Genomic DNA, 25,451 nt, shown 5'->3' with positions numbered 1-25,451 from the left:
GCCCGCCCTCACCGACACGGCCGACGCAGAGCGACACGGGCCGGCGCTGGTCGGTGCGCGGGCCGGTGCAGAGGGGCTCGGACCGGTGCAGAGGGGCGCGGGACGGCGCGGGACGGCGTGGCCGTAGCCGCGCGGCCCGTGCTCGGGACGCCCGGTGACCGCGCCCCGCAGGCGCTTCCCCGCGCGGTCAACGGGCGTCCCCGCGCCGCTGCCCGCGGCGCCGGACACCCGCCGACCGGACACCTGCGTACCGGACACCCGCGGCGCCGGACACCCAGCGGCGCCGGACACCCGCGGCGCGAATGCCGGGGGTGTCAGCCGCCCAGTGCGGCCAGCACCACGAGCTTGGCCTCGTCCTGCACCTGGCAGAGGTGGTCGGGGCCCTGGAACGACTCCGCGTAGATCTTGTAGACGTCCTCCGTGCCCGAGGGGCGGGCCGCGAACCAGGCGTTCTCGGTGGTCACCTTGATGCCGCCGATGGACGCTCCGTTGCCCGGCGCCGCGGTGAGCACCGCGGTGACCGGCTCCCCGGCCAGGGTGTCGGCGGTGACCTGGGCCGGGGACAGCTTGGCCAGGCGGGCCTTCTCCTCCCGGGAAGCGGGTGCGTCGATACGGGCGTAGGCGGGCTCGCCGAAGCGGGCGGTGAGCGCGGCGTAGTGCTCGGACGGCGTCCGGTCCGTGACCGCCGTGATCTCGGAGGCGAGCAGGGCGAGGATGATGCCGTCCTTGTCGGTGGTCCACACCGAGCCGTCCCGGCGCAGGAACGACGCCCCGGCGGACTCCTCACCGCCGAAGCCGAGCGATCCGTCGACCAGCCCGTCCACGAACCACTTGAAGCCCACGGGCACTTCGACCAGCCGGCGGCCGAGGTCGGCGGCGACCCGGTCGATCATTCCGGACGACACCAGCGTCTTGCCGACCCCCGCCTCGGCCGGCCACTGCGTGCGGTGGGCGAAGAGGTAGGAGATGGCCGTGGCGAGATAGTGGTTGGGGTTCATCAGCCCGGCGTCGGGGGTGACGATGCCGTGCCGGTCGGCGTCGGCGTCGTTCCCCGTCGCGATCCGGAACCGGTCGCGCTGCTCGATGAGCGAGGCCATCGCATACGGCGAGGAGCAGTCCATGCGGATCTTGCCGTCCCAGTCCAGCGTCATGAAGCGCCAGGTCGGATCGGTGAGCGGGTTGACCACGGTCAGGTCGAGCCGGTGCTGCTCGGCGATGCGGCCCCAGTAGGCGACGGAGGCTCCGCCCAGCGGGTCGGCGCCGATCCGCACGCCCGCGGTCCGGATCGCGTCCAGGTCGAGCACGCTCGGCAGATCCGTGACGTAGGAGCCCAGGAAGTCGTAGCGATCGGTGCCGGGCGCGGCGAGCGCGTGGGTGTAGGGGATGCGCCGGACGTCCTTCAGGCCGGCCGCGATGATCTCGTTGGCCCGGTCCTCGATCCAGGAGGTCGCGTCCGAGCCTGCCGGGCCACCGCTCGGCGGGTTGTACTTGAACCCGCCGTCGGCGGGCGGGTTGTGCGAGGGGGTCACGACCACGCCGTCGGCGAGGCCGGAGGTGCGGCCCCGGTTGTGGGTGAGGATGGCGTGCGAGACCGCCGGGGTGGGGGTGTAGCCGTCCGCCGTGTCGATGAGCACGGTGACGTCGTTGGCCGCGAACACCTCCAGGGCGGTGATCTTCGCGGGCTCGGACAGCGCATGGGTGTCCGCGCCCAGGAAGAGGGGGCCGTCGGTGCCCTGCTGTGCGCGGTACTCGCAGATGGCCTGGCTGGTCGAGGCGATGTGGTCCTCGTTGAACGCCGTCGCCAGGGACGATCCGCGGTGTCCGGACGTGCCGAACGCCACGCGCTGCCCCGGGTCGGCCGGGTCGGGGTGCAGCGCGTAGTACGCCGTCACCAGGCGGGCGACGTCGATCAGGTCCTCGGGTCCGGCCGGCTTGCCCGCTCGCTCGTGCTGCATGGCACCCACTCCTCCGCTTCGGTCGTGCGTCCGGTCGCGATCTCATCTTCCCCCGACCAGGGACGCAAGCCGCAATCCGGCTCGGGGCACGATCCGGGACACCGAGCCGGGACGCCCGCCCAGGACACCGATGCGCCGGGCGGCCCCGGGCGGCCCTAGCCACCTGTCCGGGGCCCGGCAGCTCACCCCCGGATGATGTTCACCGACCGGGCGACCACCAGGGCCAGGGTGAGCAGGGAGACCGACGCCTGAAGCGCCATCAGCAGCTTCGCCCAGCGGGACAGGGGCATGGTGTCGGTGGGGCTGAAGGCCGTGGCGTTGGTGAAGGAGACGTACAGGTAGTCGGCGAAGGCCGGCTCCCAGTCGGGCTGGGTCAGCTCCTTGCTCTGCATCTGCGGGAAGAGGAAGTCGGGGTAGTCCTCCCGCCCGGCGGCGCGGGCGGCCGGTCCGCCCCGGTCCCACTCCCAGTACCACAGGGCGAAGACGATGACGTTGGTCAGCCAGATGGCCGCCGCGGCCATCAGCAGCGTCCCGGCGTCGCTTCCTTCGGTGCCACGCACCAGCCCCTTGATCAGCTGCACCGCCGACCAGCCGTTGGCCAGGCTGACCAGGGCGGCCAGCGCCAGCCCGCCGACGCGCAGCAGCGAGGTCGTCCGTGGCGCACGGGTGTGGAAGGCGGGGAAGAGCGCGAGAAGCAGGAGCAGCTCCAGTGCGGGCAGCAGCCACACCGGGTGGAAGGCCAGCCGCCCGGGCAGCAGCAACTGCAGTGCGACCGCGACGAGCACCGCCGCAGTCACGGCCCAGCGCGACTCTCCGCTGGTGGGCCGGCGCCAGGCCGGCTCGGCCGGCCGTTCCTGGGCCGCGGTGAGCAGCTCCTCCATCCGTGCGAGCCGCTCGTGCAGTCCCCTGACCTCTTCGTTCACGGGCACAGTGTGACGTACCCGGCGGGTGGCGGGCACGGCAGGTGCCGGTCCTTCGGTCTGCCCGCCGGGCCGGCCCGCTGCCTGCTGCGGGCCGGCCCGTCCCGGGAGGCCGCCGGCCCTGGTCAGGAAGGCTTCGCCGCCGACACCGCGGTGGCGGTCACCTTGTTGTCGCACTCGGCGAACTCACCGTCCGACAGGGCAACCTGGTGCTTGCCGGCACCCGGCAGACCGATCACCAGGGTCGGATACACCACGGGCTGCGCGCCGGACACGCAGTAGCCGTCGCCCTCTCCCTGGACCTGGACGAAGGTCAGCTTCAGCCATGCCTTGCCACCCGGTGCGACGCGCACCGGCGAGGCGGAGCCCGTGGGCGTCACCGTCAGGGGCGCGTTGTGCTGCGGGGAGCCATTGGCGGCTCCGGCGACCGAGGGATGGCCCCGCAGGATGCACGGCTGTCCGGAGACGTTGGTGAACCCCACGATCGCCGCCCCGGTCCCCGTGCCCTCCGGGCGGTGGGCCGCCTGATACGCATCCACCTTCAGACCGGTCGCCGCACATGTCTTCAGCGACGGGCTCGGCGCCGCCGAGCCGGCGGGCGTGCTCCCGGCCGGCGCCGTCGTGCCGTGGCCGCCGGACGGTGCCGACGTGCCGTGGCCGCCGGACGGTGCCGAGGAGGCGGAGCCGGGCGCTCCCGCCGAGGACGCGGAGCCGGCGGTTGCCGGTGTTCCCGAGGACTGTCCCGCCCCGGTCCCGTCCTGCCCCGGCTGGCAGCCGGTCACCGCCAGTGCGGCCGAGAGCACGGCCGTGGCCAGGGCTGCTTTGCGGATGCCGATTCCGTACTGCATGGGGTCCCCCGATTTCGCGGTTCACCGGGCCGGTCCGTCGCCGGCCTTCGCGGTGGGAGACAGGGGGGAGGGTCAACGGGTTCCGGTGCTCGCCGACTGGTTACGCAGTGGTGACAAGATCGGTCGGCGAACTATCGCCAGACACCATATTTCGATCATCGGACGTCACTCCTGGAGACCCGCCCCTCTCGCCGCGATCGCATGCCTACGGTCGATCAACCGGGCGGGGCGGCAGTCGCCGGCCCGCCGCAGCCGACAACCGAGGGAGACGCTGTGGCGAGCGTGGAAGTATCGCTGAAGGAAATGATGACCGCGGTCGAGGGGGCGCTGGGGGCGGCGGTCGTCGACTACACCAGCGGCATGGCCCTGGGCACCCTGGGCGGGGGCAAGGATCTGGACCTGACGATCGCCGCGGCCGGGAACACGGACGTCATCCGCGCCAAGGTGCGGACCATGGAGCAGTTGGGCCTGCAGAGCCAGATCGAGGACATCCTGATCACGCTCGAGCACCAGTACCACCTCATCCGCCTGGTCACCGGCCGCAACGGCAACGGCCTGTTCCTGTACCTCGTTCTCGACAAGACCCGCTCGAACCTGGCGATGGCCCGTCACCAGCTCAAGCGCGTCGAGGAACAGATCGAGATCTAGGGCCTCCCAGAGCCCGGGCCGACGCGCGCCCAAAATGTGAAGACTTCTTCAAGTCACCACATCAGCATGATCCCAATACGCGGATGCGCGCCGCCCCGGGCCATCAGGATCGGCTTGACAGGGCATCACCGCGGCGGCGCCTTCGAGGTGCCGCCGCTCGCCCGAGACCATCCAGACCATCACTCGACGCGGCAGGGAGCGAGCGCTCATGCAGGTCCCCCTCTATCAGGCCAAGGCGGAGTTCTTCCGTATGCTTGGTCACCCCGTGCGCATCAGGGTCCTGGAACTGCTGCAGCACGGTCCGGTACCGGTGCGGGACCTGCTGGCCGACATCGAGATCGAGCCGTCCAGCCTGTCGCAGCAGCTTGCCGTGCTGCGGCGTTCGGGCATCGTCGTGTCCATCCGGGAGGGCTCCACGGTCCGCTACGCCCTCGCCGGAGGCGATGTCGCCGAACTGCTGCGCGCGGCCCGCCGCATCCTCACCGAGTTGCTGGCCGGGCAGAACGAACTGCTCGCCGAGCTGAGGCAGACCGACGCACCTCAGCCACCGGTGCCCACCAGCAGCCGCGGCTGAGGCACGTGCCGCATCCCGCGCCACATCCGGCGCCGCATCCGGCATCACCTCCCGCGCCACATCCGGCATCACGTCCCGCGCCACATCCGGCGCGGCAAGCCGAGCCGCATCCCGCACCACGTCCCGGGAAGCGAGGCGGGGGCACAGGGTGAGCACAAGGCTTGATGGGCGCGTGGCTTGGTATACGTAGGCCAGCCAGACCGCAGGCGGTTCTCGAGCACCCAGTGCCCGGGAACGCCCACACCATCAGGAGGCGGACGTGCGACCGGCCACCCAAGACACGCACCCCACGCACCCCACGCACCCCACGCACCCGAGCGAACCCGACGCCGGCCGGGGAGGGGTCGCGACCGGCGCGCTCACCGCCACCGAGGATCGCAAGCTGCGCCTGCGAAGACGGCTGGAGAGGCTCATCGGCATCGCCGCCACCGAGGGAAACGAACTCATACCCCTGCGCAACGGCGACGCCATCTTCCCCGCCATGCTCGAGGCGATCCGCTCGGCGCGGCACACCGTGGACATGATGACCTTCGTCTACTGGCGTGGCGAGATCGCCCGTGACTTCGCGGCGGCCCTCGCCGACCGGGCCCGTGCGGGGCTGCGGGTACGGCTGCTGCTCGACGGCTTCGGCGCCAACAAGATCGAGCGTGAACTGCTGGACGACATGGATGCCGCCGGGGTGCAGGTCGCCTGGTTCCGCCGGCCCGCACGGCTGTCGCCGCTCAAGCAGAACCACCGCTGCCACCGCAAGGCACTCGTCGTCGACGAGACCGTGGCCTTCACCGGCGGTGTCGGCATCGCCGAGGAGTGGTGCGGCGACGCGCGCCATCCGGGCGAGTGGCGCGACACCCACGTCCAGGTCCGTGGCCCGGCCGTCGACGGCATCGCCGCCGCCTTCGCGCAGAACTGGGCCGAATGCCATGACACGCTCTACGACGAGTGCGACCGGTTCACCGGCCATGAACAGCCGGGCCGGGCCACCGTCCAGGTGGTCCGCGGGTCTGCCAGTTTCGGATGGCAGGACATGCAGACGCTGATCCGGGTGGTGCTGACGTCCGCCGAGCGACGCTTCCGTCTGTCCACGGCGTACTTCGCTCCCGACGTCTACTTCGTCGAACTGCTGGCCGCCACCGCCCGGCGCGGGGTGGCGGTGGAGATCCTGCTGCCCGGCCCGTACACCGACCAGCGGGCGTGCCGCCTCGCGGGCCAGCACCACTACCGGACACTGCTCGACGCGGGAGTCGTGATCCGCCAGTTCCAGCCCACCATGCTCCACACCAAGATCATGACCGTGGACGGTGTCGCGTCGCTGATCGGTTCCACCAACTTCAACAGGCGCTCCATGGAGCACGACGAGGAGGTCATGCTCGCCGTGCTCGACGAGGAGTTCACCGCCCGGCTCGACCGGGACTTCGACGCCGACGCCGAACGGAGCGAGGCGATCGACCCCACACGCTGGAAGGGCCGCTCGCTCGTGCAGCGCATGCGTGAAGCCGCCGTCACACCGATCCGCCGCTTTCTCTGACCGGCCCCCGCACCCGTCCGCCATGATCGGGCCGCGGCGGGGTATCGGGACGGGCAGACAGCCCGATCACGCGCCGAGGAGACACCGAGGATGACCGACGACGCCTACCTGTTCCTGCTGGACGACGCCACCCCTTCCCTCGGTGTGCCGCCGGCCGCGCTCGGTGCGCTGTCGTGCATGGAGACCCCTGCGGTGCGGGCGTGGCTCGACGCGCAGGGCGTCACCGCCGCGTCTCCTCGACTGCGGCTGCTGCCGCCCGAGGAGACATCGGCCATTCCGGAGCGGGCGGAACGGCTGCCGGTTCCGCTGAGCGAGGAGGAACTGACCCGTCTGCGCCACCAGGGCGCCCCCGAGTCCATCGCGCGCCTGGAAGAGGAGCTCCTCGCCTACCGCGACTGCACCGAGGGCCGGGAAGCGCTGCTCGGACGGGCACTGGCGGCCGGCGTTCCCCTGAACCGCGTCGTGGAACTGACCGGCGAGAACCCCGCGGCCGTGGCGGCCGCGGCCGGATGAGGCCGGGGCCGGGCGGGCAGATGGGGCCGCGGGCCCTCGGCCGGCTCCCGGCGTGACCGGCGCCTGCGCCTGCGCCAAAGAGAACTGATCGGCCCGGCCGGGCCGATCAGCCGGTGTCATGTCCGGTACCGGTGCTGGGCGCACCCGGCCACGGTGGCCCGTGACGCGTCGTCGATCAGCGCGGCCTGAGCCGCCCTCAGGCGCCGCACATCGGGCGCAAGGCCGAGACCGCCGTACTCTCCGGTGACCAGCGCGCGCCGGCCGTCCGGATGCGGCGGCAGGGTGGGGCCCGGACAGCCGTGCTCGTCCATGATGTCGCCGGCTCCGCCGTCCGCCCCGAGGCTGAGGCCGGAACATGTTGTTGACCAGCCGGGTCGGGTCCCACGACTTGGCCTGGTCGGCGATGCGGCCGACATCTTACTGGCCCCAGCCTCGTTCAAGACGACCCACATGACGACCGACGGGCTGCTATGTGCTCGTCGATGATCTGCTTCATCTCGTGCTCGTACTCGGTGCGGGCCGCGGCGGACGGGGTGACGCCGGCCGTCATCGCCGGATGTCCTGCCACACCAGCAGGCCGGGCCGGCCGGCCCGGTGGAACCAGCGGTCGGGTTCGACCCTGATGTGCTTGCGGACGGCGTCGAAGCCCATCTTCCTGTGCATCCTCAGGTCGTACGCGGGCGCTGTGTCGCTCGGCGCGGTGTACAGGCCGTCCGGCCGGAAGCCCTGGTCGAGGGTGGCCGTCATACAGACCGAAGTAGCTGCCGACCCGGTCGTTGCCGGCGCCGGCCCTGAGGCCGTACAGGAAGGGTCGTCGGGCGACCACGGGCGGGCGGGGCCCTCGCGTTCGATGCCCGGGAGCTGGGACTCGACCGGGTACGGGACGAGGATCCGCTCGCCGAGGTCGCGGGCCACGGGCGGCTGTTCGCCCGCCTTGACCACGGCGAACTGCCAGGTGCCGTCGAGGTTCTGCCGGGCGTCGCGGATCAACTGGGGTGAACAGGCCATCGCCCGGACTGCGGTGGCCTCGCTGCTGCGCAGTCTGTCGGGTCGGGGCGAGCCGGGCGGACGTGAACTCACCGCGGAATTCCGGCTGGTGGAGCGGGAGAGCACCCTGGGGCGGACCAGGAAACGGATGTCTCGTATGGGAGGGACTACGGCCCTCTTCCAACGATGCAAAACCTCCCTACGGAGGGGCACCGGAGCCGGAGGGGCGCCGAAACCGGAGGGGCGCCGAAACCGGAGGGGCGCCGAAACCGGAGGGGGCGCGGGAACCGGCCCGGGCGCAGCCGGGCACCCTGACACGCCTGAAGTACTGGACGCACCTGACGCACCGGCGAAGTCGCGCACCGGGCGCCCGCGATCAATCATGAGGCGTAAGCGTTCCCCGACCGGAGGAGACCGTGATGCCTTTGTGTCTGGCCCCGCGCGTGCGCGGGCTGTGTGTCCCCCTCCCCCTGGCCGTCGTCGTCTGCGTCGTCGCCACGGGTGCGCTGTCCGGGTGCGGCAACGGCGGCGGTTCGGCCACCGGGCCGTCGGCCCGCTCGACGCCCGCCACCCCGGACACCGCCTCGTTCGCCGGGACGCCGCCGTCGGCGCTCGCCTCGTCCGCCACCTCCGCCGTCGCCTCCGCGCGGGCCTCCGCCTCGGCGGCAGCCTCGTCGGCGGCAGCCCGCGCCTCGGAGTTCGAGGCGTCGGTGTCGGCCGACACCGCCCGTTCGGCCGCGACCGCTCAGAAGGAACTGAAAAACGTGCCGGGCCGGGGCAACGCCCTCGACGAGGTGGCCATGAAGGGACTGCCGAAGGCACAGACGGGCGGCGTGCTCGCCGTGCTGGTCACCATCACCAACAAGACGGGCCAGAAGGCGTCGTACGCCGTGCAGATCGACTTCAAGGACCCGGACGGCCACGTGGTCGAGACCCGCTACCTCGGTGCGGAGAACCTCGGACCCGGCCAGAGCGGCCAGCCCGTCGCATTCAGCCGGGCGCCGGCCGAGCCCAGGCTGACCCCGGTCCTCGCCAAGGCGCAGCGCTACTGAAGTGCATCGCTGCACGAGCGAGTCCTGGACGGTTACGTCGCCCTCAGCCGAGGACCCGGCGCTTCTGGGCCTCGAACTCCTCGTCCGTCAGCACGCCTTGCGCCTTCAGCTCGCCCAGTTCCTTGAGCTGATCGATCTTGCTGGACATGTCGTCTGCGATGGTCGGCGCTGCCGCCGGCGCGGCCGGCGTGGGCGGTGCGGCCGGCGCAGGCGGCTCGGGCGGTGCGGCCGGCGCGGGCGGTGCGGCCGGCTGCTGCGCCTGTTGCGGGGCCTGCTCCTGCGCTTGGTCCTGCTGCGCCCATCGCCCCGCCTGGCGCCGTGACACACGGTTGGACACGGCGGTCGCGGTGCCGGCCACTGCGGCGGTACGCGCCACGCCCCGAATGAGTCCGGGCATGCTCTCTCATCTCCCACACTGCGTACGGATGACGGCGGATACGGTCACGGCCCGCGTGGACCAGTGCCTCACGCGACCGCGGAGCCACCGGGCGGCGGCGACCCCTCGGTGGCGTCCAGCGAGGCCAGCAGGGCCTGCACGGGAATGCGGCCGCCCGCGACGAGCTGGGCCCCGCTGCGCCGCAGTTGCCTGGCTAGCGGCGCGGCCCACACGTTCTCGTACACCAGGACCGCCGCGGAGTTGCCGGGCTCCAGCGCGGCACCCGCCTCGTCGAGGTCGCCCTGGTCCAGCAGTCCGGCCGAGGCGCCCTCGAAGACCGACAGATCGAGCTCGTCGCCCAGATCCGTCAGTTCCAGGGCAGTGACCGAGCCATCGGCGTCCTTGCGTACGAACGTGAGGTCGATGATCCGGATGATCCCGCGCTCGACCAGATCGACCAGGAGGGGGAAGGACTCGCCCGTCATGCCGTTGCCGGGGAACTCGATGACCAGGTAGTCGACGGGACCCATTTCTTCGACATCGTTCACGGCCACTCCTCAGGAGCGGATGGGTGGTACAGGGGCCGGTGGCCGGCCACCTGGTCCCCTGGGGCGGCGCGCCCGCGGCACGAGCGACATCGGCGGCCCGCCACGCCCATTGCACCACGCGAGGGTATGCCGCGCACTTCTGGGCGAGAGCGCCGCAAGGACTCGCCTTGACTTGGAGCGCACTTCAGCACCTAACGTCCCGAGCATGGCCGTCCGGCGGGCATCCCGCGGCTGGACGAGTGGCTGGACGGACGAAGGCCGGCGGCCGCGTCACGGACCGCCGTGCGGCGGATCGAAGATCGACTCTGCAGGGGAAGGCTGGGACTCGGTATGAAACAGCGCAGGCTGCGAGACCTCCAGGTATCGGCCATCGGCCTCGGGGCCATGGGGATGTCCGCCTTTTACGGCGCCACCGACGAGGAAGAGGGCATCGCCACCATCCGGCGCGCCCTGGAGCTGGGCATCGATTTCATCGACACCGCGCAGCTCTACGGGCCGCTCACGAACGAGACGCTGGTCGGCCGCGCGATCAGGGGCCACCGCGACGAGTACGTGATCGCCACGAAGTTCAACTACCGGATGGACGAAGCCGTTCCGGGCGACATGAGCACGATAGGACCGCAGGACGGCTCGGCCGACCACGTGCGCAGCTCGATCCACGGCTCGCTCAAGCGGCTCGGCACCGACTACATCGACCTCTACTACCAGCACCGCGTCGACCCGAACGTGCCGATAGAGGAGACCGTGGGCGCCCTCGCGGAGCTGGTCGCGGAGGGCAAGGTGCGCCACATCGGGCTGAGCGAGGCGGCGCCGGAGACCATCCGCCGCGCGAACGCCGTGCATCCGGTCACGGCGGTGCAGACCGAGTACTCGCTGTGGACGCGCGACCCGGAGGCGGAGGTGCTGCCCACCTGCCGGGAGCTCGGCATCGGGTTCGTGCCCTACTCGCCCCTGGGCCGCGGCTTCCTGGCGGGCCGGTTCTCCTCGCCGGACGACCTGGAAGAGGGCGACTTCCGGCGCGGCGGTCCCCGCTTCACCGGTGACAACCTCGAGGCGAACCTCAGGCTCGCGGCGAAGGTGAAGGAGATCGCCGCGGAGAAGGACGTGACACCGGCGCAGCTGGCGATCGCCTGGGTGCTGGCGCAGGGCGAGGACCTGGTCCCGATTCCGGGCACCAAGCGCCGCACCTACCTGGAGCAGAACGCCGGCGCGGTCGACGTCGAACTGACCAAGGACGACCTGGCCCGGATCGACGCCGAGCTTCCGCAGGCCGCCGGTGAGCGCTACGACGCGGCCGGGATGCGGGCAGTGAACCGCTAGGCCCGGCCCCCGCGGGCGGTCCCGGCCCCGCCTACCGGCGGACGACGGGCGGGAGCCCGGGCACGGGGCAACGGGGGCACAGGGGCCCGGGGCACGGGGGGGCGCGGGGGGCACGGGCCCAGGGGCACGCGCGGGCCGTGGTCTCGGCCCGGGGGTTGAGGCGTCCCGTGCGTCAGGATGAGCGGGTGCCACGCCCTGACGCCGGTGCACCAGGAACACTCCGACCACTCCCCCACCCCGCCGCACACCACTCCACCCCGCCGCTCACCGCCGCTGACCGCCCCGCACCGCAGCACACCGGCGGCCCGGTGCCCCGGTCCGCCGGATCCCCCGCCTGGGGCGCTGCCGCCCCTCGATCGTCAGTGCATGCCTTCGCCGGGGCACTGCGCGATGATGGGTGCCAGAGGCGCACGCCATGCGCCGCCTGGGAGCGGGTGAGGAGATGACGACCGAGCGCCGCCCAGAACAGCCGTCTCCAGCCGTACCACCCCCCGAGCAGGGTGGCTTCTCCCCGCACGCCGTTGACGATCTTTCCACGCTGTTCGGCAGTTCCGCGGTGCTGTTCGCGTCGATGACGGGTCCCGGGCACGTGCTGGAAGCGGCCAATCCCGCGTTCTTCGCCGCCCTCGGCGCAGCGGAGCAGACCCGCACGGGCCTGCCCTTCGGGGAACTGCTTCCGGAACCGACCGCGCAGGGCTTCGTCGGGCTGCTCGACCACGTGTACCGCAGCGGCGAACCGTACGTGGGGCGTGACGCCCGTGTCGTCCTGGGCGAGGGCCCCGGGGCCCGCGAGGCGTACTTCGACTTCACCTGCGAGCCCCGCCGGGACGCACGCGACCGCATCGCCGGGGTCCGGATGATCGGGGTGGAGACCACCCGGGTCAAGCAGGCGCAGCGGCTCACCACCGAACACCGGGTGCTGCTGGAGCAGATCGCCCGGCAGGCGCCGCTCGAGGAGGTGCTGGACGGCATGTGCCGGGCGATCGAGGAGCTCACGCCCGACATGCTGGCCTCGGTGCTGCTGGCCACACCGGACGGGCGCCATCTGCGCCACGGCGCGGCGCCCAGCCTGCCCGGCTTCTACAACCGGGCGGTCGACGGAATCGCCATCGGCGAGGGCGTGGGCTCGTGCGGCACCGCGGCCTGGCGGCGGGAGAACGTGATCGTCACCGACATCGCCCACGACCCGCTGTGGGCCGACTTCCGCGCCCCGGCCGAGCGGGCCCACCTGGCGGCGTCCTGGTCCGCACCGATCCTCTCCCGCGACGGCCGGGTGCTGGGCACCTTCGCGATGTACCACCGCACCCCGCGCGCACCGCAGGACGCCGACCTCGCCCTCGCCGGTGTCTTCGCCGACACCGCCGCCCTGGCCATCGAACGGCACCAGGCCGAACAGGCCCGGCTGGCCGCCGACGCCCGGGAGAAGGCGGCCCGCGACGACCTGACGTTCCTGCTGACCGCCAGCACCGCCCTGGCCGCCCATCTGGACGAGGCGCAGGCGCTGCACCGCCTGGCCACCCTGTGCGTCCCCGCCCTCGCACCACTGGCCACGGTCGACGTCGTGGACGCCGGCCACGTCCGGAGGGCGGCCGTTGCGGCCGCCGACCCACGGGGCCGAGCCCTGCTGGCCGCCGGCGCACCGGGCCACGGCACGGACGGCGATCCCGTCGTCCAGGTGCTGGCCTCGGGGGTGACGGAGGTGGCCCGGCGTGCCCCGGCCTGCCCCGGCCCCTGGCGCGACCTGGGTGTCACCGGTTACGTCTGCGCACCGCTCACCGACCGGGGACGGCCCTTCGGGGCGCTCACCCTGCTCTCCACCGGCGATCCCGCCTTCGACGGCCACCGGGTCTCGCTGGCCGAGGAGCTGGCCCGGCGCGCCGCCTCCGCCGCGCGCAACGCCCGTCAGTACACCCAGCGCGTCACCCTGGCTCGCGACCTGCAGACCGGACTGCTGCTGTCCGACCTGCCCGAGATACCCGGTGTGCAGCTCGCCGCCCACTACCACCCGGCGGGCGAGGGCCTGGACATCGGCGGCGACTTCTACGACGTCTTCCCCGCCGGGGAGGGGTCCTGGGCGTTCCTGCTCGGCGACGTCTGCGGGCGCGGCGCGCTCGCCGCCACCACCACCGCCCTGGTCCGGCACACCGCCCGCGCCGTCTCTCCGCTGCTGCCCGGCCCCGTGAAGGTGGTCGAGGCCGTCGACAAGGCTCTGAACGACCGCCCCGAACGACTTGACACCGGGTTCGTCACCCTGGTCCACGGCCGTCTGACCCCCGGACCGGACGGCGTCGCGGTCGACCTGGTCCGCGCCGGTCACACCGAGCCGCTACTGCTCGACCACCGGCACACCGTGCACGTGATCGACGCACCGGGCGCCCTGCTCGGTCTGGGCACCGACCCGCAGCTGGCCGCGCGCCGCGTCCTGCTGCGCCCGCACGAGAGCCTGCTGCTCTACACCGACGGCATCACCGAATGCCGTGGCGGCGGCCGCGAGAGGTACGGTGACGACCGGCTCGCCGAGGCCCTGGCCTCTGCGCCCGGCAAACCGACGGCCACCGAGGTCCTCGACGCGGTGACCGGCGACGTGGGGGACTTCACCGGCGGCAGGGACGTCGAGGACGACCAGGCGGTCCTCGTCATCACCGCCACCTGAGCGCGCCGGGCCGCGGAGTGCGCCACCGCCCGCCCGAGCCTCGTCCGGTTGGGTCTGCCGAGTCAGCGCACGGAGAGCATGCCCTCGCGCAGCCGGGCCAGGGTGCGTGAGAGCAGACGTGAGACGTGCATCTGCGACACGCCGAGGCGTTCGCCGATCTGGGCCTGGGTGAGCTCCTCCACGAACCGCATGTGGATGATCTGCCGGTCCCGTTCGCCGAGTTCGGCGATCATGGGGGCCAGCGCGTGGAAGTCCTCCACCAGTTCCAGTGCCGCGTCGTCGGAGCCGATGAAGTCGGCGAGGGCGGTCTCGCCCTCGTCGCCGGCGTTGAGCGCCGCGTCCAGGGAGGCGGAATTGTAGCCGTTGGCGGCCAGCCTGGCCTCGATGACCTCGTCCTCGGACAGGCTCATCAGTTCCGACAGTTCCCTGACCGTGGGGGTGCGGCCCAGCCGGCTGCGCAGTTCCTCCGTCGCCTTGGCCAGCTCCACCCGCGCCTCCTGCAGCCGGCGCGGCACGTGGACGGCCCAGGAGGTGTCGCGGAAGAACCGCTTGATCTCACCCACGATGTAGGGGATGGCGAAGGAGGTGAACTCCACCTCGCGGGTCAGCTCGAACCGGTCGATCGCCTTGATCAGGCCGATCATCCCGACCTGGACGATGTCCTCCATCTCCTCCGGGCCCCGGCTGCGGAACCGGGCCGCCGCGTAGCGGACGAGGGACATGTTCATCTCGATCAGGGTGTTGCGCGCGTACTGGTGCTCGGGGGTGCCCTCCTCCAGCGTCGCCAGCTGGTCGAAGAACAGCTTCGACAGCGCGCGGGCGTCCTTGGGGGCCACCCGTGACGGGTCTGCGACCTCCGGCAGCCGCGCTGCCGTGCCCCTGTCCGTCGTCACCGTGGTCGTCGCCGCCATCGTGTTCCCTCCCGGTTCACCAGCCCCCGTGCCTGCCCGCCACGGGCCGGCCTCCACCGCCTACCCCCGATCGCACCGCTCATACCGCCCGTGCGGTGTCCTGCTCAGTTCCGCGGTGAACTGGGCGCCGGTGAGCAGGGCGAGGTTGGACAGCCACAGCCAGACGAGGAAGACCACGGAGCCGGCCAGCGAGCCGTAGAGCCTGCTGTAGGCGCCGAGGGCGGAGGCGTACAGGGCGAAGCCCGCGGAGACGGTCAGCCACAGGACGGCGGCCAGGATGCCGCCGGGCAGGCTGTGGCGGCGCCGGCGGGCCGGGAAGGGGCCGGTGTGGAAGACGACGACGACCAGCACGGCCGCCAGACCGAGCAGCAGCGGCCAGCGCAGCAGGCTCCAGGCCCAGGCGACGGTGGCGTCCAGACCGAGCAGCCGGCCCGCGGCTTCCGCGACGGGGCCGGTCAGCAGCAGGACGAGGGCACTGACGACGAGCAGGCCGAGCAGCGCCAGGGCGGTCAGGACGATGCGGTGCGCCCTGCGCCAGGGCGAGCGCCGGTCCTCCGTGCGGTGCATGCGGTGCAGGGCGCGGCGGAAGACGGCGAGGTAGCTGGAGGCGGACCACAGGGCGCTGGCGGCGCCGGTGACGAGGAGGGTCCACGTCGTGGAGTCGGCCCGCAGCATGCGGGCGAGCACATCGTGCAGTTCGGCGCCGGACTGGGCCGGGGCGTAGGCGGTGACGTGGGTGATGAACTGCTCCGCCGTGCCCGGGCTGATCAGCGCGAAGGCGATGACCGTGACCAGCAGGGCGGGCAGCACGGTGAGGATCGCGTAGTAGGTCAGGGCAGCGGCGTAGTCGGAGACGTCGTCGCGCCACATGGCCACCGGGGTGCGGCGCAGCGCCGGCCACCAGGCGGCGGACAGGTGTGGCCGGCTCCGCGGCAGCCGGACCGCGCCGGGGGCCTCTGGTTCAGCGGACATGCGGCATCGGGTGGGAGCGGACATGCGGCATCGGGTGGGAGAGGCCGCCGGCGCGGACGCGGGCGCGCACGGGGTACGGCGCCGCCGCGGCCTCGGCCCGGGCGACGAGCCCGTTTGGCCGGGGCGGGACGGCGGCCGGGGCGATGTCCGGCTGGAGCCGCACCTGAGGGTGTCCGCTGCGCACGGACACCTGCTGCCGGACCGTCCCGGCCAGGGACGCCGGGCGGGACGGGGACAGGGCGGCGATGACGTCGGCCTCGGCGATCGCCGGGCCGGTGAGGCGCTCGGCCCCCGCGATGACGTTCTCCCCAGTGTCAGGGGCCACGCCGCCGATCGTGCGGGGCAGACCGCCGCCCATGTCGTCCGCGCCCGGGATCCCGCAGGCCGCCCCGCAGGCGGTGGCGGCGGCCGGCCAAGTCTGCGGGGTCATGAGCCAGGTCCTCTCTGCGGTCCGGTGAACTGCTGTCTTACCCGTGGACCCGGCCGGGCCGCGGCTGTGACACGCATTCCCGGTTTTTCTCCCCCGATGTGTCCCCGGCCCGCATCCGCGGCGGTGCCCGTGCCCGAAGTACCGCGTGTACCGCTCGTACCGCGTCTGCCGCGTGTCCGCGTGTGCCTTGTGTGCCGCGTGTGCCGCGTGACGGATCACGCATGTGCGGGCGGTCCGGGGAGGACGACGGCACGGCGGCGCGGACCGCCCTGCCGGCCGTCCGCGCGGCGGAGGGCGACGAGGAACGGGGGTGCCGTGCCGGCACACCGGAGCGCGGACGGCCGGACGTCGTGCGCCCCGCGCCTGAATCACTTTCCCGCGCGACCAATCCGCAGGTCGTGCGGCCCCGGATTACGCGGGGATCTTCTGGCCTGTCGCACTCACCTGTCGCACTCATGGGAGGACCGTTGTGAAGGAAGCCGTGCATATCGGCAGAAACCCCTCAGCCGAACCTGATCTGCAGAAGCTGCTGCACGAGGTGGCACTGGGCGATCAGGAGGCTTTCGCCGCGGTCTACGACGCGGTGGCCGGCTCCGTCCTCGGGGTCGTCCGCGCGGTGCTGCGCGACCAGGCCCAGTCGGAGGAAGTGGCGCAGGACGTGCTGGTGGAGGTGTGGCGCTCCGCCCCGCGCTACCGGCCCGAACGCGGCAGCGCCGTCAACTGGATCCTCACCCTGGCCCACCGGCGGGCGGTGGACCGGGTCCGCTCGGCGGAGGCGGCGGCGATGCGCGACCACAGGGCAGCGCTGCTGGAGCGCACCCCGGAGTACGACGAGGTGACCGAGCAGGTCGAGACACGGCTGGAGCAGGAGCAGGTACGCCGCTGTCTGCGCACCCTGACCGAGCTGCAGCGGCAGTCGGTCACCCTGGCGTACTACCGCGGACTGACCCACCGGCAGGTCGCCGAGGCGCTCGCGCTGCCGCTCGGCACGGTCAAGACCCGGCTGCGCGACGGCCTCATACGCCTCCGCGACTGCCTGGGGGTGACGGCATGACCACCACGGATCCGCACGGCCTGACGGGTGCCTACGCCCTGCACGCGCTGCCCGGGGACGAGCGTGCCGCCTTCGAACGCCACCTGGCGGACTGCGACTCGTGCGTGCGGGAGACCGCGGAGTTCGCGGCCACGGCGGCCCGCCTGGCGCTGGCCTCGTCCGTGCCGGCCCGCCCAGCGCTGCGCGAGCAGGTCCTGCACCGCATCACCACTGTGCGCCAGGTGCCGCCGGGTGCCGCGCACCTGGAGCGGGTCCGCCACCGCGTGCCGGGCGGGCGCGGTCCGGCCCGGTGGGCGCTGGCCGCCTGTGTGGCCGCCGCGGCGGCGTTCGGCGGCACGGCGATCTGGCAGCACGAGCGGGCCCAGGACGCGCAGGACCGGGCCGTGCGGGCGGAGCGGCAGGTCGAGGAGCTGGCCGGGGTGCTGGCGGCTCCCGACGCCAAGTCGCGTTCGGCCCGGGTGGCGGGCGGGGCGGGCACCCTGGTGGTCTCCGCCGTCCGTGACCGGGCCGTGTTCGTGGCCTCCCGGATGCCCGAGCCGCCCCGGGGCAAGGTGTACCAGCTGTGGTTCGACGACGCAGGCAGGATGCGCTCGGCCGGCCTGATGAACCCCGGCCGCACCAGCCAGGCGGTGCTGATGCGGGGAGCCGTCGACGGCGCGTCGGGCATCGGCATCACCGTGGAGCCGGCCGGCGGATCGCGGCAGCCGACCACCGCGGCGATCGCCCTGCTGAGCGTGCCGTCGTAGGTCCGGTGGGGAGCCCTTCGAAGCCCGTCGCCCGGCGGGCTCCCCACCGGCTCATCCCCGCCTGCGGGGCGGGCGGGGGAAGAACCCGCTGGTGCGTGCCGCATACGCGTCCCAGCCCGGGCGGCCGGCCATGTGCCGCTCCAGCAGGCGCTTTCCGCTGCCCTTGATCAGCAGCGCGCTCATGACCAGCGGGGAGACCACGGACACCGCGGCGGGTACGGCTCCGCCGTCGCAGGCGACGAGGAACAGTCCCCACCAGACGCAGAAGTCGCCGAAGTAGTTGGGGTGGCGGGTGAGCGCCCACAGGCCCCGGTCCATGATCCGGCCGCGGTTGGCGGGGTCGGCCCTGAAGCGGGCCAGCTGGGCGTCCCCGACGGCCTCGAAGAACAGTCCGGCCGACCACACCAGCGCCCCGGTCCAGGCCAGGCCGGACAGCGGCCGGGGAGCGTACTGGGCGGCCTGCACGGGCAGGGAGACCAGCCAGACCAGGGCTCCCTGGACCAGGTAGATCATCCGCAGCGCGTACAGGTTCCGGTTGCCCCGCGCACGGGCGAGCATGGCCTCGTAGCGCGGGTCCTCGCCGTGGCCGCGGCCGCGCCGGGCGATGTGCGCCGCGAGCCGCAGCCCCCACACGGCGGTGAGGACCGTCACCAGGACGCGCCGGGCGGTGTCGCCCTGCCCGGCCGAGACGGCGAGGGTCACCCCGGCGACCGCGGCGAAGGCCGCCCCCCAGGCGACGTCGACGACGCGGTGCACGCCGAGGCGGAGGGCGAAGCCGAAGGTGACGAGCATGACGGCCAGGGCGGCCGCCGCAGCCCATCCGAGGCCGACGGCGAAGGCGTGCCATGCGAACGGGTTCACCGGCCCTCCAGGTTCCGGTACCAGCCGGCGGCTTCCGAACCCGTCAGACCGCTGACACCGTCGGCGGTGGGCCGCACGCACAGGAACTGGTCGACGCCCATGCGGCGCTCTTCGAAGGCCAGGGCACCACCGGCCAGGTACAGCCGCCACACGCGTGCCCTCTGGGCGCCGACCGTCCGCACGACCTCCTCCCACCGCTCCTCCAGGGTGCGGTGCCAGGCGGCGATGGTGCGGACGTAGTGCTCGCGCATCGACTCCACCGAGCGGACCTCCAGACCGGCCGCCTCCAGCAGCCCTGCGGTCTCCCCCATCGGGCGCATGTGCATGTCCGGGGCGATGTACGCCTCGATGAACGCCCCGCCGCCCGGGGCACGCGTACCGCGCGACATCTGCTGGACCAGCACGCGTCCCTTCGGGCGGACCAGACGGTGCAGGGCGGCGGCGAACGCCGGGTACTCGGCGTCACCCACGTGTTCGCCCATCTCTACGGTGGCGACGGCGTCGTGGCCCGCGCCCTCGATGTCGCGGTAGTCCTGGCAGACCACCTCGACGCGGTGCTCCAGCTGCCGCTCGCGCACCTGCCGCCGTACGCACGCCGCCTGTTCCCGGGCCAGGGTGACGGCGGTGACCTGTGCCTTGTGCTGTTCCGCCGCGTACAGGGTCAGTGAGCCCCAGCCGCAGCCGATGTCGAGCAGGCGGGCGCCCGGGAGAAGGCCGAGCTTGCGGCAGATCAGCTCCAGTTTGGCGCGCTGGGCGACGGCGGGGGCGGCCTCGGGGTCCTCGCCCGGCCAGTAGCCGCAGGAGTAGGCCATCGTTTCGTCGAGGAGCAGCCGGTAGAAGTCGCCTGACAGGTCGTAGTGGTGACTGATCGCCGCACGGTCGCGGGCCTTGCTGTGCAGGCCGCCGCGCAGCCTGGCCTGGGAGCCGGGCGCGGGCGGGCGCGGGCCGAGGGCGCCGAGCCGCACGGCGTGGCCGACCGCGCGGGCCCGGTCGGCGAGCGAGGGCCGCGGGGCGTGCAGCCCCCGCTCGCGCGCGGCGGCCCACATCGCGCGCAGGGCGGCCACCAGGTCGCCCTCCACCTCGAGTTCGCCTGTGACGTACGCCTGGGCCAGGCCCAGTTCGCCCGGCTCCCACAGCAGGCGGCGCAGCGCGCGCCGGGAGCGTACGACGAGCGCGGGAGCGTCGGGCGGCCCGGTCTCGCTGCCGTCCCAGGTGCGCAGGCGCACCGGCAGGGGGCCGCCGAGCGCGCCCTCGGCGAGTGCGGCGAGCCGGTGTGCGGCACCGGGCCGGGCGGAGGTGCGGGCGGTGGTCATGGGGCGGGGTTCTCCTTGGTGAGCAGGTACTGCTGGACGTCGAGGTAGCCGGAGCGGAAACCGGCCTCGGAGTAGGCCAGGTAGAAGGCCCACAGCCGGCGGAAGGTCTCGTCGAAGCCGAGCCCGGCGACGGCCTCGGCGCGCTCGGTGAACCGCTCCCGCCACAGGCGCAGGGTCTCGGCGTAGTGCGCGCCGAAGCCGTCGCGGCGGGCGACGCTCAGGCCGGTGTGGTCGCGGACGGTCGCCTCGACGGCCTCCACGGAGGGGATGAGACCGCCGGGGAAGACGTACTTCTGGATCCAGGTGTGGGTGCCGCGGGCGGCCAGCATCCGCTCGTGCGGCATGGTGATGGTCTGGAGGGCCACTCGGCCGCCCGGTGCCAGGCGTTCGTCCAGGGTGCGGAAGTACACGGGCCAGAACTCCGCGCCGACGGCCTCGATCATCTCCACGCTCACCACCGCGTCGTAGGTGCCCCGGGCCTCGCGGTAGTCGCGGAGCTCGACGCGGACGCGGTCGGCGAGTCCGGCCGCGCGCACGCGCCGCAGGGCCAGTTCGCGCTGTTCGCCGGAGAGGGTCAGCGAGGTGACGTGCGCGCCGCGGGCGGCGGCCCGCAGGGCCAGTTCGCCCCAGCCGGTGCCGATCTCCAGCAGCCGGGTGCCCCGGCGTACCCCGGCCAGGTGGAGGAGACGGTCGATCTTGCGCTGCTGGGCGGTGGCCAGCAGCGACCAGTCGGCGGGGAAGCCGCGGAAGACGGCGGACGAGTAGGTGAGGGTCTCGTCCAGGAAAAGGGCGAAGAGGCCGTTGGACAGGTCGTAGTGGCGGCTGATGTTGGTGCGCGCCCCGTCGGGTGTGTTGCGCTGCGCGTCCGGCTGCCGCTGGGCCCACAGGCCACGCAGCCGCTGCAGTGGGGCCGGGATCAGGCCCGCCGCGTGCGCCGCGAACACGGTGAGGACGCCGACCAGGTCCGGGGCCTCCCACTCGCCCGCCATGTACGACTCGCCGAAGCCGATGAGTCCGCGGGTGCCGAGGCGCGCATGGAACGCCCCCGCATCGTGCACCTCCATCAGCGGGCCGCCCAGTCCCACGGTGGCGCCACCGGCGAACCTCACCCGCAGCGGCAGTTGCCGCAGGGCGCGCCCGACCACGGACGCGGTGACGGACCGCACCGGCCACGACGCCTTCGGCGCGGCGGCCACGTCGGGCCAGCGGGCGGGGTCGGCCGGGGCTGCTCGGCGGCCGCCGCGCGGGCGGTGGGTGGCGGGGCGGGTTTCAGCTGTGGTCATGACACTCTCTCCGGGTGCGGCGGTCCGGGCGCGGCTGCACCGGAAGGCCCCGCAGGTACAGGCGGATGCCGTGGAAGCGGATGGCGGCCGACACCGCCAGCGTGGACCAGGGGTTGCGCAGGGCCAGGCGCAGCAGCGCGGGCGTGGTCGCCTCGCGCCGGACGCCGCGGACGGTGGCCGTGAACGGCCTGCTGCCCGGCCGGTCCAGACGCACCGTCAGATCCAGCCGCTCCCCCGGCAGCGGGAGCCGCATCCGGTAGCGGCCGTCGACGGGGAAGAACGGCGAGACGTAGAACTCCTTTTCGGCGTGGGCGATTTCGGCCTTGCCGGTCGCCAGCAGGTAGGCGTGGCGTTCGCCGTAGGTGTTGTGAACCTCGGCGACCACGCAGCGAAGCCGCCCGTCGGGTCCGTGGCACCAGTACAGGGTCAGCGGGTTGAAGACATGGCCGAGGACGCGGGCGTGCGCGAGCATCACGACCGTGCCGCCCTGCAGGTCGACGCCGTGTTCGCCGAGGAAGCCGTCGAGGGCGGCCCGTAGCGAGGGAGCCCGGCCCGTGAAGTGGTCGCGGGCCCGGAACCGGGCGAGCGGCCGCAGCGCGCGCGGCAGCCCGGGCAGTTGGTCGAGGTCGACCAGCCAAAGGTAGGTGCGGTGGCGCAGGACGTAGCGCCGCGGTGCAGTGCGGACATGGGTGACCGTGCACGGGTAGAGGGCGGGTGGCCCCGGCGGGGCGGCGCGCGAGGTGGACTGACCGGTCACCACCTCACCCCCAGCGCGGCGGCGGCCCCGGCTCCGCTGCGGCAGCCGTCCTCGTGGAACCCCCAGCCGTGGTAGGCGCCCGCGAACGCGGTCACGGCCGTGTTCAGTTCGGGCAGCCGGTGCTGGGCGGCCACCGACTCGGGCGTGAACAAGGGGTGTTCGTAGGTCATGCGGGCCAGCACCCGGCCGGGGTCGACGCGGTCCTGGCCGCCGAGGGTGACGACGAACGTCTCCGGTGCGTCCAGGCGTTGCAGCCTGTTCATGTCGTAGCTCACCCGCACCCGGTCGGCGCCCGCCCGGCAGGACGGCATCAGGTAGTTCCAGGAGGAGCGGGCGCCGGGTGAGCGCGGGAGGAGGGTGGTGTCGGTGTGCAGCAGGGTGGTGTTGCGCGAGTAGCGGAACGCGCCGAGCACCTCCTTCTCCGGCGGGGTGGCGTCCGCGAGCAGCCGGAGGGCCTGGTCGGGGTGTACGGCGACGACGACGTGGTCGTAGGAGGCGGTTGTCCCGTCGTGGGCGGTGACGTCCACGCCGTCCGTGTGCCGCAGCAGGGACCGGACCGGCGTGGCGGTGCGCACCTCGGGCAGGCCGGCCGCGATGCGGTCGACGTAGGAGCGCGAGCCGCCGGTGACGGTCCGCCACACCGGCGAGCCACTCACCGAGAGCATCCCGTGGTGGGCGAGGAACCGGAACAGATGGACGGCCGGGTACCGCAGGGCCGTCTCCGCGTCGCAGGACCACACGGCGGACACCACCGGCGTCATGAAGTGGGCCCGGAAGTAGGGCGAGAAGCCGGCGCGGTGCAGGAAGCCGCCGAGGGTCAGCGTGTCGTCGGCGCCCCGGTCGAGCAGGCGGCGGGCCGCCCGGTGGAAGAGCGGCACCTCCGCGAGCATCCGCAGATACGCCCCGCGCAGGACGTTGCGCGGCTGGGCGAGCAGTCCGCGGGGCCCGCGGGCGCCGGCGTACTCGAGGCCGCAGCCCTCGCACCGCACCGACATGCTCATCTCCGACTCCTGGGTGGCGACACCGAGTTCACCGAAGAGCCGCAGCAGGTTCGGGTAGGTGCGGCGGTTGTGCACGATGAAGCCGGAGTCGACCCGGTGGGTACTGCCGTCGTACGCCGTCAGGTCGTGCGTGTGGGCGTGGCCGCCGAGCCGGCCGTCGGCCTCGTACAGGGTGACGTGGTGGGTGCGGCCCAGCACGTACGCGGCGGTCAGTCCCGCGACTCCGCTGCCCACGACGGCGGTGCGGGGTGCGGGTCGCGGACCGCGTGTCCGCTTCGGTGCGCGCCCGGTGCGCGTCTTGTCGGACGGTCGTTGCATTGCATTCCTTCCCGCCAGGCGGTGATCGACGCGGTCGGGGCCTGCCGCGTCCTGGCCGCGGGCGCCGTTCAGCGACCGTCCGACGGCGCCCGCGACGGCGGAGGCCGCGCGGACGAAGCCCCTGCGGTCCCAGTCGTCGGGCTCGGCCGGCAACTTCCGCGTGCCGGGCCGGGGTTCGGGCTGTGGAGGACCGGTTTGTCGCGGACTCCTCCGGGCGGCTTGATGCCCGCAGGCGCCCGACGAGGACGTACAGCAGGAGGGCGCCCACGACGGCGCCCACGAGAGAGGGCAGCGCGTCGGCGGGACCGCTCGAGTCGGGTCTGCCGGTGGCGGCCACCGCCCCGACGGCTCCGAAGAGAAGTACCCCGGCGGCTCCGGTCCGCCTGTATCGCAGGGCCCACCATGCCCAGCACCAGCGCCGGCACGGTCAGCACGGCGAGAATGCCGGGCTGCAGCGCGAGCTTGTCGTCCGTGCCGAAATGACGGATCGCCCAGTCCTTCACCGGGGCCGGTGTTCGGTCGATGGCCGCACCTCCCACCGCGACGACCGGACCGGACTGCGGACGGACTCCCGCCGCCACCGGTTCGGCCACCGCCGGCGCGGCGAACCCGGCCAGAACCCCGCTCAGCGCACCGAGCGCGGACCGCGGCAGACGCGGCAGGCTGCGCGGTTCTCGCTGGTCCCTCTCTTCGTCCCTCACACAGGGAATCCGGTTCTGCGGCCGGGGCGGATTGGTGACTCCCCCGATCAGGTGAGGAAATATCCCGTACCAATCCGCCGCGCAGTCCGCGACGGATTACAGGTTCGGCCCCGGCCTTCCTCCGGCCGCCGCAATCCGGGTGGGGGCACCGGTTTTCCCGGATCGGCAACACGATGCGCGGTCCTCCCTCACCGGGACGCAGGATCGGTACACCACGTCCCGCCCAACACCCCTGCCACCACGGAGGATTCATGCCGCAGCCCGCCCGGGACACCAAGGCCGTACACCGTCTGGTCCCCGCACCCGCCGGCCGGATCCACCTGGTGGAGCAGGGCGCCGGGCCGCTGGTCCTGCTCGTGCACGGCTTCCCGGAGTCCTGGTATTCATGGCCGCGTCGGCGGCCGCGGGATACCGAGCGGTCTCCGTCGACGTACGCGGCTACGGCCCGTTCCTCCAGGCCCGGCGACGTGGCCGCGTACCGGAGGCTCGACCTGGTCGAGGACCGTGCCGCGGTGGTCGGCGAAGGGCACGCCGACCGGCTGGGCCCTGTCCTGATCAAGCACCGGCCCCGCTCGAGCGTCAGCGCGAGTGGCGGGAGCCGTTGCGGACACCGACCATCCGCCAGATCCTGATCTCGCGCACGATCCCGGGCATCTCCTTGACCAGCAGTGCCAGCGCCAGCCCGCCGACCACGACGGCCTCCGCCGTCAGCACCTGTTTGGCTGTCATCCCCGTTCCTTCCCTGTACTTGCCCTGTACTCGTACTTGTCGTCGCCCTGCCCTCGCCGTGCCGTTGCCGTCATCCGGGCGAGATGTTCGGCATGATCTTCATGATCGCGTTGTGCTTCTTCCAGTGGATGCCCGTGGAGCGGCGCGCGTCGGCGGTGCCGTCCTTGTGGTGCCCCGGCTGCCGCCGGTAGGGGCCGGCGTTGCCCTCGTGGAGTCCGGGAACGTGTCCTGTGGTGTCCGGCCGCACGTCGGGCCTGCCGACTCGGATGCTGCCCATGGTCTGCTCCTCACTGTCGTTCGGTGAGCTGCGCGAAGAGGTTCTCCAGCCGTCCGCCGTCCGCCCCGGCGCCCTGCTCAGCCGTGGTTGGCTCCGTAGGTGGGGGTGTGGTGGGTGGTGAGGGTTTTGCCGTTGCCGATGTACATGTGGACGCCGCAGGGGAGGCAGGGGTCGAAGCT

At 73.0% G+C, this 25,451-nt stretch carries 24 protein-coding genes and 2 pseudogenes; 10 read left to right on the top strand and 16 right to left on the bottom strand.

The genetic code is table 11. The features are described 5' to 3' along the window. Positions 1 to 314: 314 nt before the first annotated feature. From pgm to ACH4UM_RS35945, 3 genes are all read right to left on the bottom strand, one after another. Positions 315 to 1,955, bottom strand: coding sequence for a phosphoglucomutase (alpha-D-glucose-1,6-bisphosphate-dependent) (gene pgm / locus ACH4UM_RS35955; protein WP_398188960.1), 1,641 nt, complete (start codon positions 1,953 to 1,955; stop codon positions 315 to 317). Between the two features lie 182 nt (positions 1,956 to 2,137). Beyond that, positions 2,138 to 2,878: a hypothetical protein gene (locus tag ACH4UM_RS35950; protein ID WP_398188957.1), complete on the bottom strand. Its 741-nt coding sequence runs from the start codon at positions 2,876 to 2,878 to the stop codon at positions 2,138 to 2,140. 122 nt (positions 2,879 to 3,000) lie between these two features. Next, entirely contained in the window at positions 3,001 to 3,723 is a 723-nt protein-coding gene (locus ACH4UM_RS35945) for a DUF4232 domain-containing protein (protein ID WP_398188954.1), read from the bottom strand. A gap of 273 nt (positions 3,724 to 3,996) precedes the next feature. Between ACH4UM_RS35945 and ACH4UM_RS35940 the strand changes: the two genes are divergently transcribed. The 4 genes from ACH4UM_RS35940 (at position 3,997) to ACH4UM_RS35925 (ending at position 6,983) form a co-directional block, all read left to right on the top strand. Then, the gene (locus ACH4UM_RS35940; RefSeq protein ID WP_398188951.1) at positions 3,997 to 4,371 is read left to right on the top strand and encodes a hypothetical protein; all 375 of its coding nucleotides are present in this window, start codon (positions 3,997 to 3,999) and stop codon (positions 4,369 to 4,371) included. A gap of 208 nt (positions 4,372 to 4,579) precedes the next feature. Beyond that, positions 4,580 to 4,945 carry an ArsR/SmtB family transcription factor gene (locus tag ACH4UM_RS35935; protein ID WP_398188948.1) on the top strand — a complete coding sequence of 122 codons (366 nt, stop codon included), beginning with the start codon at positions 4,580 to 4,582 and terminating at the stop codon, positions 4,943 to 4,945. A 259-nt stretch (positions 4,946 to 5,204) separates the two neighbouring features. Then, the gene (locus ACH4UM_RS35930; RefSeq protein ID WP_398188945.1) at positions 5,205 to 6,470 is read left to right on the top strand and encodes a phosphatidylserine/phosphatidylglycerophosphate/cardiolipin synthase family protein; all 1,266 of its coding nucleotides are present in this window, start codon (positions 5,205 to 5,207) and stop codon (positions 6,468 to 6,470) included. Positions 6,471 to 6,560: 90 nt separating this feature from the next. Next, positions 6,561 to 6,983, top strand: coding sequence for a DUF6003 family protein (locus ACH4UM_RS35925; protein WP_398188942.1), 423 nt, complete (start codon positions 6,561 to 6,563; stop codon positions 6,981 to 6,983). Between the two features lie 116 nt (positions 6,984 to 7,099). Here the strand turns inward: ACH4UM_RS35925 and ACH4UM_RS35920 are convergent. Continuing rightward, positions 7,100 to 7,979, bottom strand: a pseudogene (locus tag ACH4UM_RS35920) (glycoside hydrolase family 2 TIM barrel-domain containing protein); the annotation flags it as partial. A 410-nt stretch (positions 7,980 to 8,389) separates the two neighbouring features. Between ACH4UM_RS35920 and ACH4UM_RS35915 the strand changes: the two are divergent. Continuing rightward, entirely contained in the window at positions 8,390 to 9,022 is a 633-nt protein-coding gene (locus tag ACH4UM_RS35915; protein WP_398188940.1) for a hypothetical protein, read from the top strand. A 43-nt stretch (positions 9,023 to 9,065) separates the two neighbouring features. Here ACH4UM_RS35915 and ACH4UM_RS35910 read toward each other — a convergent pair whose 3' ends face one another. Together ACH4UM_RS35910 and ACH4UM_RS35905 are read right to left on the bottom strand one after the other, a co-directional pair. Next, complete coding sequence (locus tag ACH4UM_RS35910) at positions 9,066 to 9,419, bottom strand: SHOCT domain-containing protein (RefSeq protein ID WP_398188937.1); 354 nt, start codon at positions 9,417 to 9,419, stop codon at positions 9,066 to 9,068. Between the two features lie 68 nt (positions 9,420 to 9,487). Continuing rightward, positions 9,488 to 9,928 (bottom strand): DUF6325 family protein, encoded by a 441-nt coding sequence (locus ACH4UM_RS35905; protein ID WP_398189113.1) that lies wholly within the window; start codon positions 9,926 to 9,928, stop codon positions 9,488 to 9,490. Positions 9,929 to 10,276: 348 nt separating this feature from the next. Between ACH4UM_RS35905 and ACH4UM_RS35900 the strand changes: the two genes are divergently transcribed. Together ACH4UM_RS35900 and ACH4UM_RS35895 are read left to right on the top strand one after the other, a co-directional pair. Then, on the top strand, positions 10,277 to 11,266 hold the full coding sequence (locus tag ACH4UM_RS35900; protein ID WP_398188934.1) for an aldo/keto reductase: 990 nt from the start codon (positions 10,277 to 10,279) through the stop codon (positions 11,264 to 11,266). Positions 11,267 to 11,681: 415 nt separating this feature from the next. Further along, entirely contained in the window at positions 11,682 to 13,919 is a 2,238-nt protein-coding gene (locus ACH4UM_RS35895) for a SpoIIE family protein phosphatase (RefSeq protein ID WP_398188931.1), read from the top strand. A gap of 62 nt (positions 13,920 to 13,981) precedes the next feature. On the opposite strand, the gene ACH4UM_RS35890 is transcribed toward ACH4UM_RS35895, so the two are convergent. The 3 genes from ACH4UM_RS35890 to ACH4UM_RS35880 are packed head-to-tail and all read right to left on the bottom strand — an operon-like array spanning position 13,982 to position 16,232. Further along, positions 13,982 to 14,830, bottom strand: coding sequence for an RNA polymerase sigma factor SigF (locus ACH4UM_RS35890; protein WP_398188928.1), 849 nt, complete (start codon positions 14,828 to 14,830; stop codon positions 13,982 to 13,984). Between the two features lie 60 nt (positions 14,831 to 14,890). Continuing rightward, positions 14,891 to 15,802 (bottom strand): YihY/virulence factor BrkB family protein, encoded by a 912-nt coding sequence (locus ACH4UM_RS35885; protein WP_398188925.1) that lies wholly within the window; start codon positions 15,800 to 15,802, stop codon positions 14,891 to 14,893. Then, on the bottom strand, positions 15,792 to 16,232 hold the full coding sequence (locus ACH4UM_RS35880; RefSeq protein ID WP_398188922.1) for a hypothetical protein: 441 nt from the start codon (positions 16,230 to 16,232) through the stop codon (positions 15,792 to 15,794). The genes ACH4UM_RS35885 and ACH4UM_RS35880 overlap by 11 nt, the downstream gene beginning before the upstream one ends. Before the next feature lie 469 nt (positions 16,233 to 16,701). Here ACH4UM_RS35880 and ACH4UM_RS35875 point away from each other — a divergent pair, with 469 nt between their 5' ends. Then, on the top strand, positions 16,702 to 17,286 hold the full coding sequence (locus tag ACH4UM_RS35875; RefSeq protein WP_398188919.1) for a sigma-70 family RNA polymerase sigma factor: 585 nt from the start codon (positions 16,702 to 16,704) through the stop codon (positions 17,284 to 17,286). Continuing rightward, positions 17,283 to 18,032, top strand: coding sequence for an anti-sigma factor domain-containing protein (locus ACH4UM_RS35870; protein WP_398188916.1), 750 nt, complete (start codon positions 17,283 to 17,285; stop codon positions 18,030 to 18,032). Before ACH4UM_RS35875 ends, ACH4UM_RS35870 begins: the two co-directional genes overlap by 4 nt. A 51-nt stretch (positions 18,033 to 18,083) precedes the next feature. Here ACH4UM_RS35870 and ACH4UM_RS35865 read toward each other — a convergent pair whose 3' ends face one another. The 5 genes from ACH4UM_RS35865 to ACH4UM_RS35845 are packed head-to-tail and all read right to left on the bottom strand — an operon-like array spanning position 18,084 to position 23,565. Beyond that, a complete protein-coding gene (locus tag ACH4UM_RS35865) occupies positions 18,084 to 18,893 on the bottom strand; it encodes a DUF1295 domain-containing protein (RefSeq protein ID WP_398188913.1) in 810 nt (269 codons plus the stop codon). Next, positions 18,890 to 20,206: a class I SAM-dependent methyltransferase gene (locus ACH4UM_RS35860; RefSeq protein WP_398188910.1), complete on the bottom strand. Its 1,317-nt coding sequence runs from the start codon at positions 20,204 to 20,206 to the stop codon at positions 18,890 to 18,892. Before ACH4UM_RS35860 ends, ACH4UM_RS35865 begins: the two co-directional genes overlap by 4 nt. Beyond that, positions 20,203 to 21,489, bottom strand: a complete 1,287-nt coding sequence (locus tag ACH4UM_RS35855) for a class I SAM-dependent methyltransferase (RefSeq protein WP_398188907.1) — start codon at positions 21,487 to 21,489, stop codon at positions 20,203 to 20,205. The genes ACH4UM_RS35860 and ACH4UM_RS35855 overlap by 4 nt, the downstream gene beginning before the upstream one ends. Beyond that, a complete protein-coding gene (locus tag ACH4UM_RS35850; protein WP_398188904.1) occupies positions 21,476 to 22,246 on the bottom strand; it encodes a DUF1365 domain-containing protein in 771 nt (256 codons plus the stop codon). The genes ACH4UM_RS35855 and ACH4UM_RS35850 overlap by 14 nt, the downstream gene beginning before the upstream one ends. Beyond that, positions 22,243 to 23,565 carry an NAD(P)/FAD-dependent oxidoreductase gene (locus ACH4UM_RS35845; protein ID WP_398188901.1) on the bottom strand — a complete coding sequence of 441 codons (1,323 nt, stop codon included), beginning with the start codon at positions 23,563 to 23,565 and terminating at the stop codon, positions 22,243 to 22,245. Before ACH4UM_RS35845 ends, ACH4UM_RS35850 begins: the two co-directional genes overlap by 4 nt. A gap of 952 nt (positions 23,566 to 24,517) precedes the next feature. On the opposite strand from ACH4UM_RS35845, the pseudogene ACH4UM_RS35840 reads away from it, so the two are divergent. Further along, positions 24,518 to 24,856: pseudogene (locus ACH4UM_RS35840) on the top strand (alpha/beta fold hydrolase); the annotation flags it as partial. Here the strand turns inward: ACH4UM_RS35840 and ACH4UM_RS35835 are convergent. Together ACH4UM_RS35835 and ACH4UM_RS35830 are read right to left on the bottom strand one after the other, a co-directional pair. Further along, complete coding sequence (locus ACH4UM_RS35835) at positions 24,846 to 24,995, bottom strand: hypothetical protein (protein ID WP_398188899.1); 150 nt, start codon at positions 24,993 to 24,995, stop codon at positions 24,846 to 24,848. The pseudogene ACH4UM_RS35840 and the gene ACH4UM_RS35835 sit on opposite strands and share 11 nt — an antisense overlap. Before the next feature lie 70 nt (positions 24,996 to 25,065). Further along, on the bottom strand, positions 25,066 to 25,272 hold the full coding sequence (locus ACH4UM_RS35830; RefSeq protein WP_398188896.1) for a hypothetical protein: 207 nt from the start codon (positions 25,270 to 25,272) through the stop codon (positions 25,066 to 25,068). Positions 25,273 to 25,451 lie beyond the last annotated feature (179 nt).

The sequence above is a fragment of the Streptomyces sp. NPDC020801 genome (genome assembly GCF_044334385.1).
In the GTDB taxonomy this organism is placed as follows: Bacteria; Actinomycetota; Actinomycetes; order Streptomycetales; family Streptomycetaceae; genus Streptomyces.
This window is presented reverse-complemented; position numbering and strand designations above follow the sequence as displayed.

What these genes read in the sequence shown, in the direction of transcription:
- pgm (WP_398188960.1), bottom strand. Translation starts at nt 1,955, where the DNA reads ATGCAGCACGAGCGAGCGGGCAAGCCGGCCGGACCCGAGGACCTGATC.
- ACH4UM_RS35945 (WP_398188954.1), bottom strand. Translation starts at nt 3,723, where the DNA reads ATGCAGTACGGAATCGGCATCCGCAAAGCAGCCCTGGCCACGGCCGTG.
- ACH4UM_RS35935 (WP_398188948.1), top strand. Translation starts at nt 4,580, where the DNA reads ATGCAGGTCCCCCTCTATCAGGCCAAGGCGGAGTTCTTCCGTATGCTT.
- ACH4UM_RS35925 (WP_398188942.1), top strand. Translation starts at nt 6,561, where the DNA reads ATGACCGACGACGCCTACCTGTTCCTGCTGGACGACGCCACCCCTTCC.
- ACH4UM_RS35915 (WP_398188940.1), top strand. Translation starts at nt 8,390, where the DNA reads ATGCCTTTGTGTCTGGCCCCGCGCGTGCGCGGGCTGTGTGTCCCCCTC.
- ACH4UM_RS35910 (WP_398188937.1), bottom strand. Translation starts at nt 9,419, where the DNA reads ATGCCCGGACTCATTCGGGGCGTGGCGCGTACCGCCGCAGTGGCCGGC.
- ACH4UM_RS35905 (WP_398189113.1), bottom strand. Translation starts at nt 9,928, where the DNA reads ATGGGTCCCGTCGACTACCTGGTCATCGAGTTCCCCGGCAACGGCATG.
- ACH4UM_RS35900 (WP_398188934.1), top strand. Translation starts at nt 10,277, where the DNA reads ATGAAACAGCGCAGGCTGCGAGACCTCCAGGTATCGGCCATCGGCCTC.
- ACH4UM_RS35895 (WP_398188931.1), top strand. Translation starts at nt 11,682, where the DNA reads ATGCGCCGCCTGGGAGCGGGTGAGGAGATGACGACCGAGCGCCGCCCA.
- ACH4UM_RS35890 (WP_398188928.1), bottom strand. Translation starts at nt 14,830, where the DNA reads ATGGCGGCGACGACCACGGTGACGACGGACAGGGGCACGGCAGCGCGG.
- ACH4UM_RS35885 (WP_398188925.1), bottom strand. Translation starts at nt 15,802, where the DNA reads ATGTCCGCTGAACCAGAGGCCCCCGGCGCGGTCCGGCTGCCGCGGAGC.
- ACH4UM_RS35880 (WP_398188922.1), bottom strand. Translation starts at nt 16,232, where the DNA reads ATGACCCCGCAGACTTGGCCGGCCGCCGCCACCGCCTGCGGGGCGGCC.
- ACH4UM_RS35870 (WP_398188916.1), top strand. Translation starts at nt 17,283, where the DNA reads ATGACCACCACGGATCCGCACGGCCTGACGGGTGCCTACGCCCTGCAC.
- ACH4UM_RS35860 (WP_398188910.1), bottom strand. Translation starts at nt 20,206, where the DNA reads ATGACCACCGCCCGCACCTCCGCCCGGCCCGGTGCCGCACACCGGCTC.
- ACH4UM_RS35855 (WP_398188907.1), bottom strand. Translation starts at nt 21,489, where the DNA reads ATGACCACAGCTGAAACCCGCCCCGCCACCCACCGCCCGCGCGGCGGC.
- ACH4UM_RS35845 (WP_398188901.1), bottom strand. Translation starts at nt 23,565, where the DNA reads ATGCAACGACCGTCCGACAAGACGCGCACCGGGCGCGCACCGAAGCGG.
- ACH4UM_RS35835 (WP_398188899.1), bottom strand. Translation starts at nt 24,995, where the DNA reads ATGACAGCCAAACAGGTGCTGACGGCGGAGGCCGTCGTGGTCGGCGGG.
- ACH4UM_RS35830 (WP_398188896.1), bottom strand. Translation starts at nt 25,272, where the DNA reads ATGGGCAGCATCCGAGTCGGCAGGCCCGACGTGCGGCCGGACACCACA.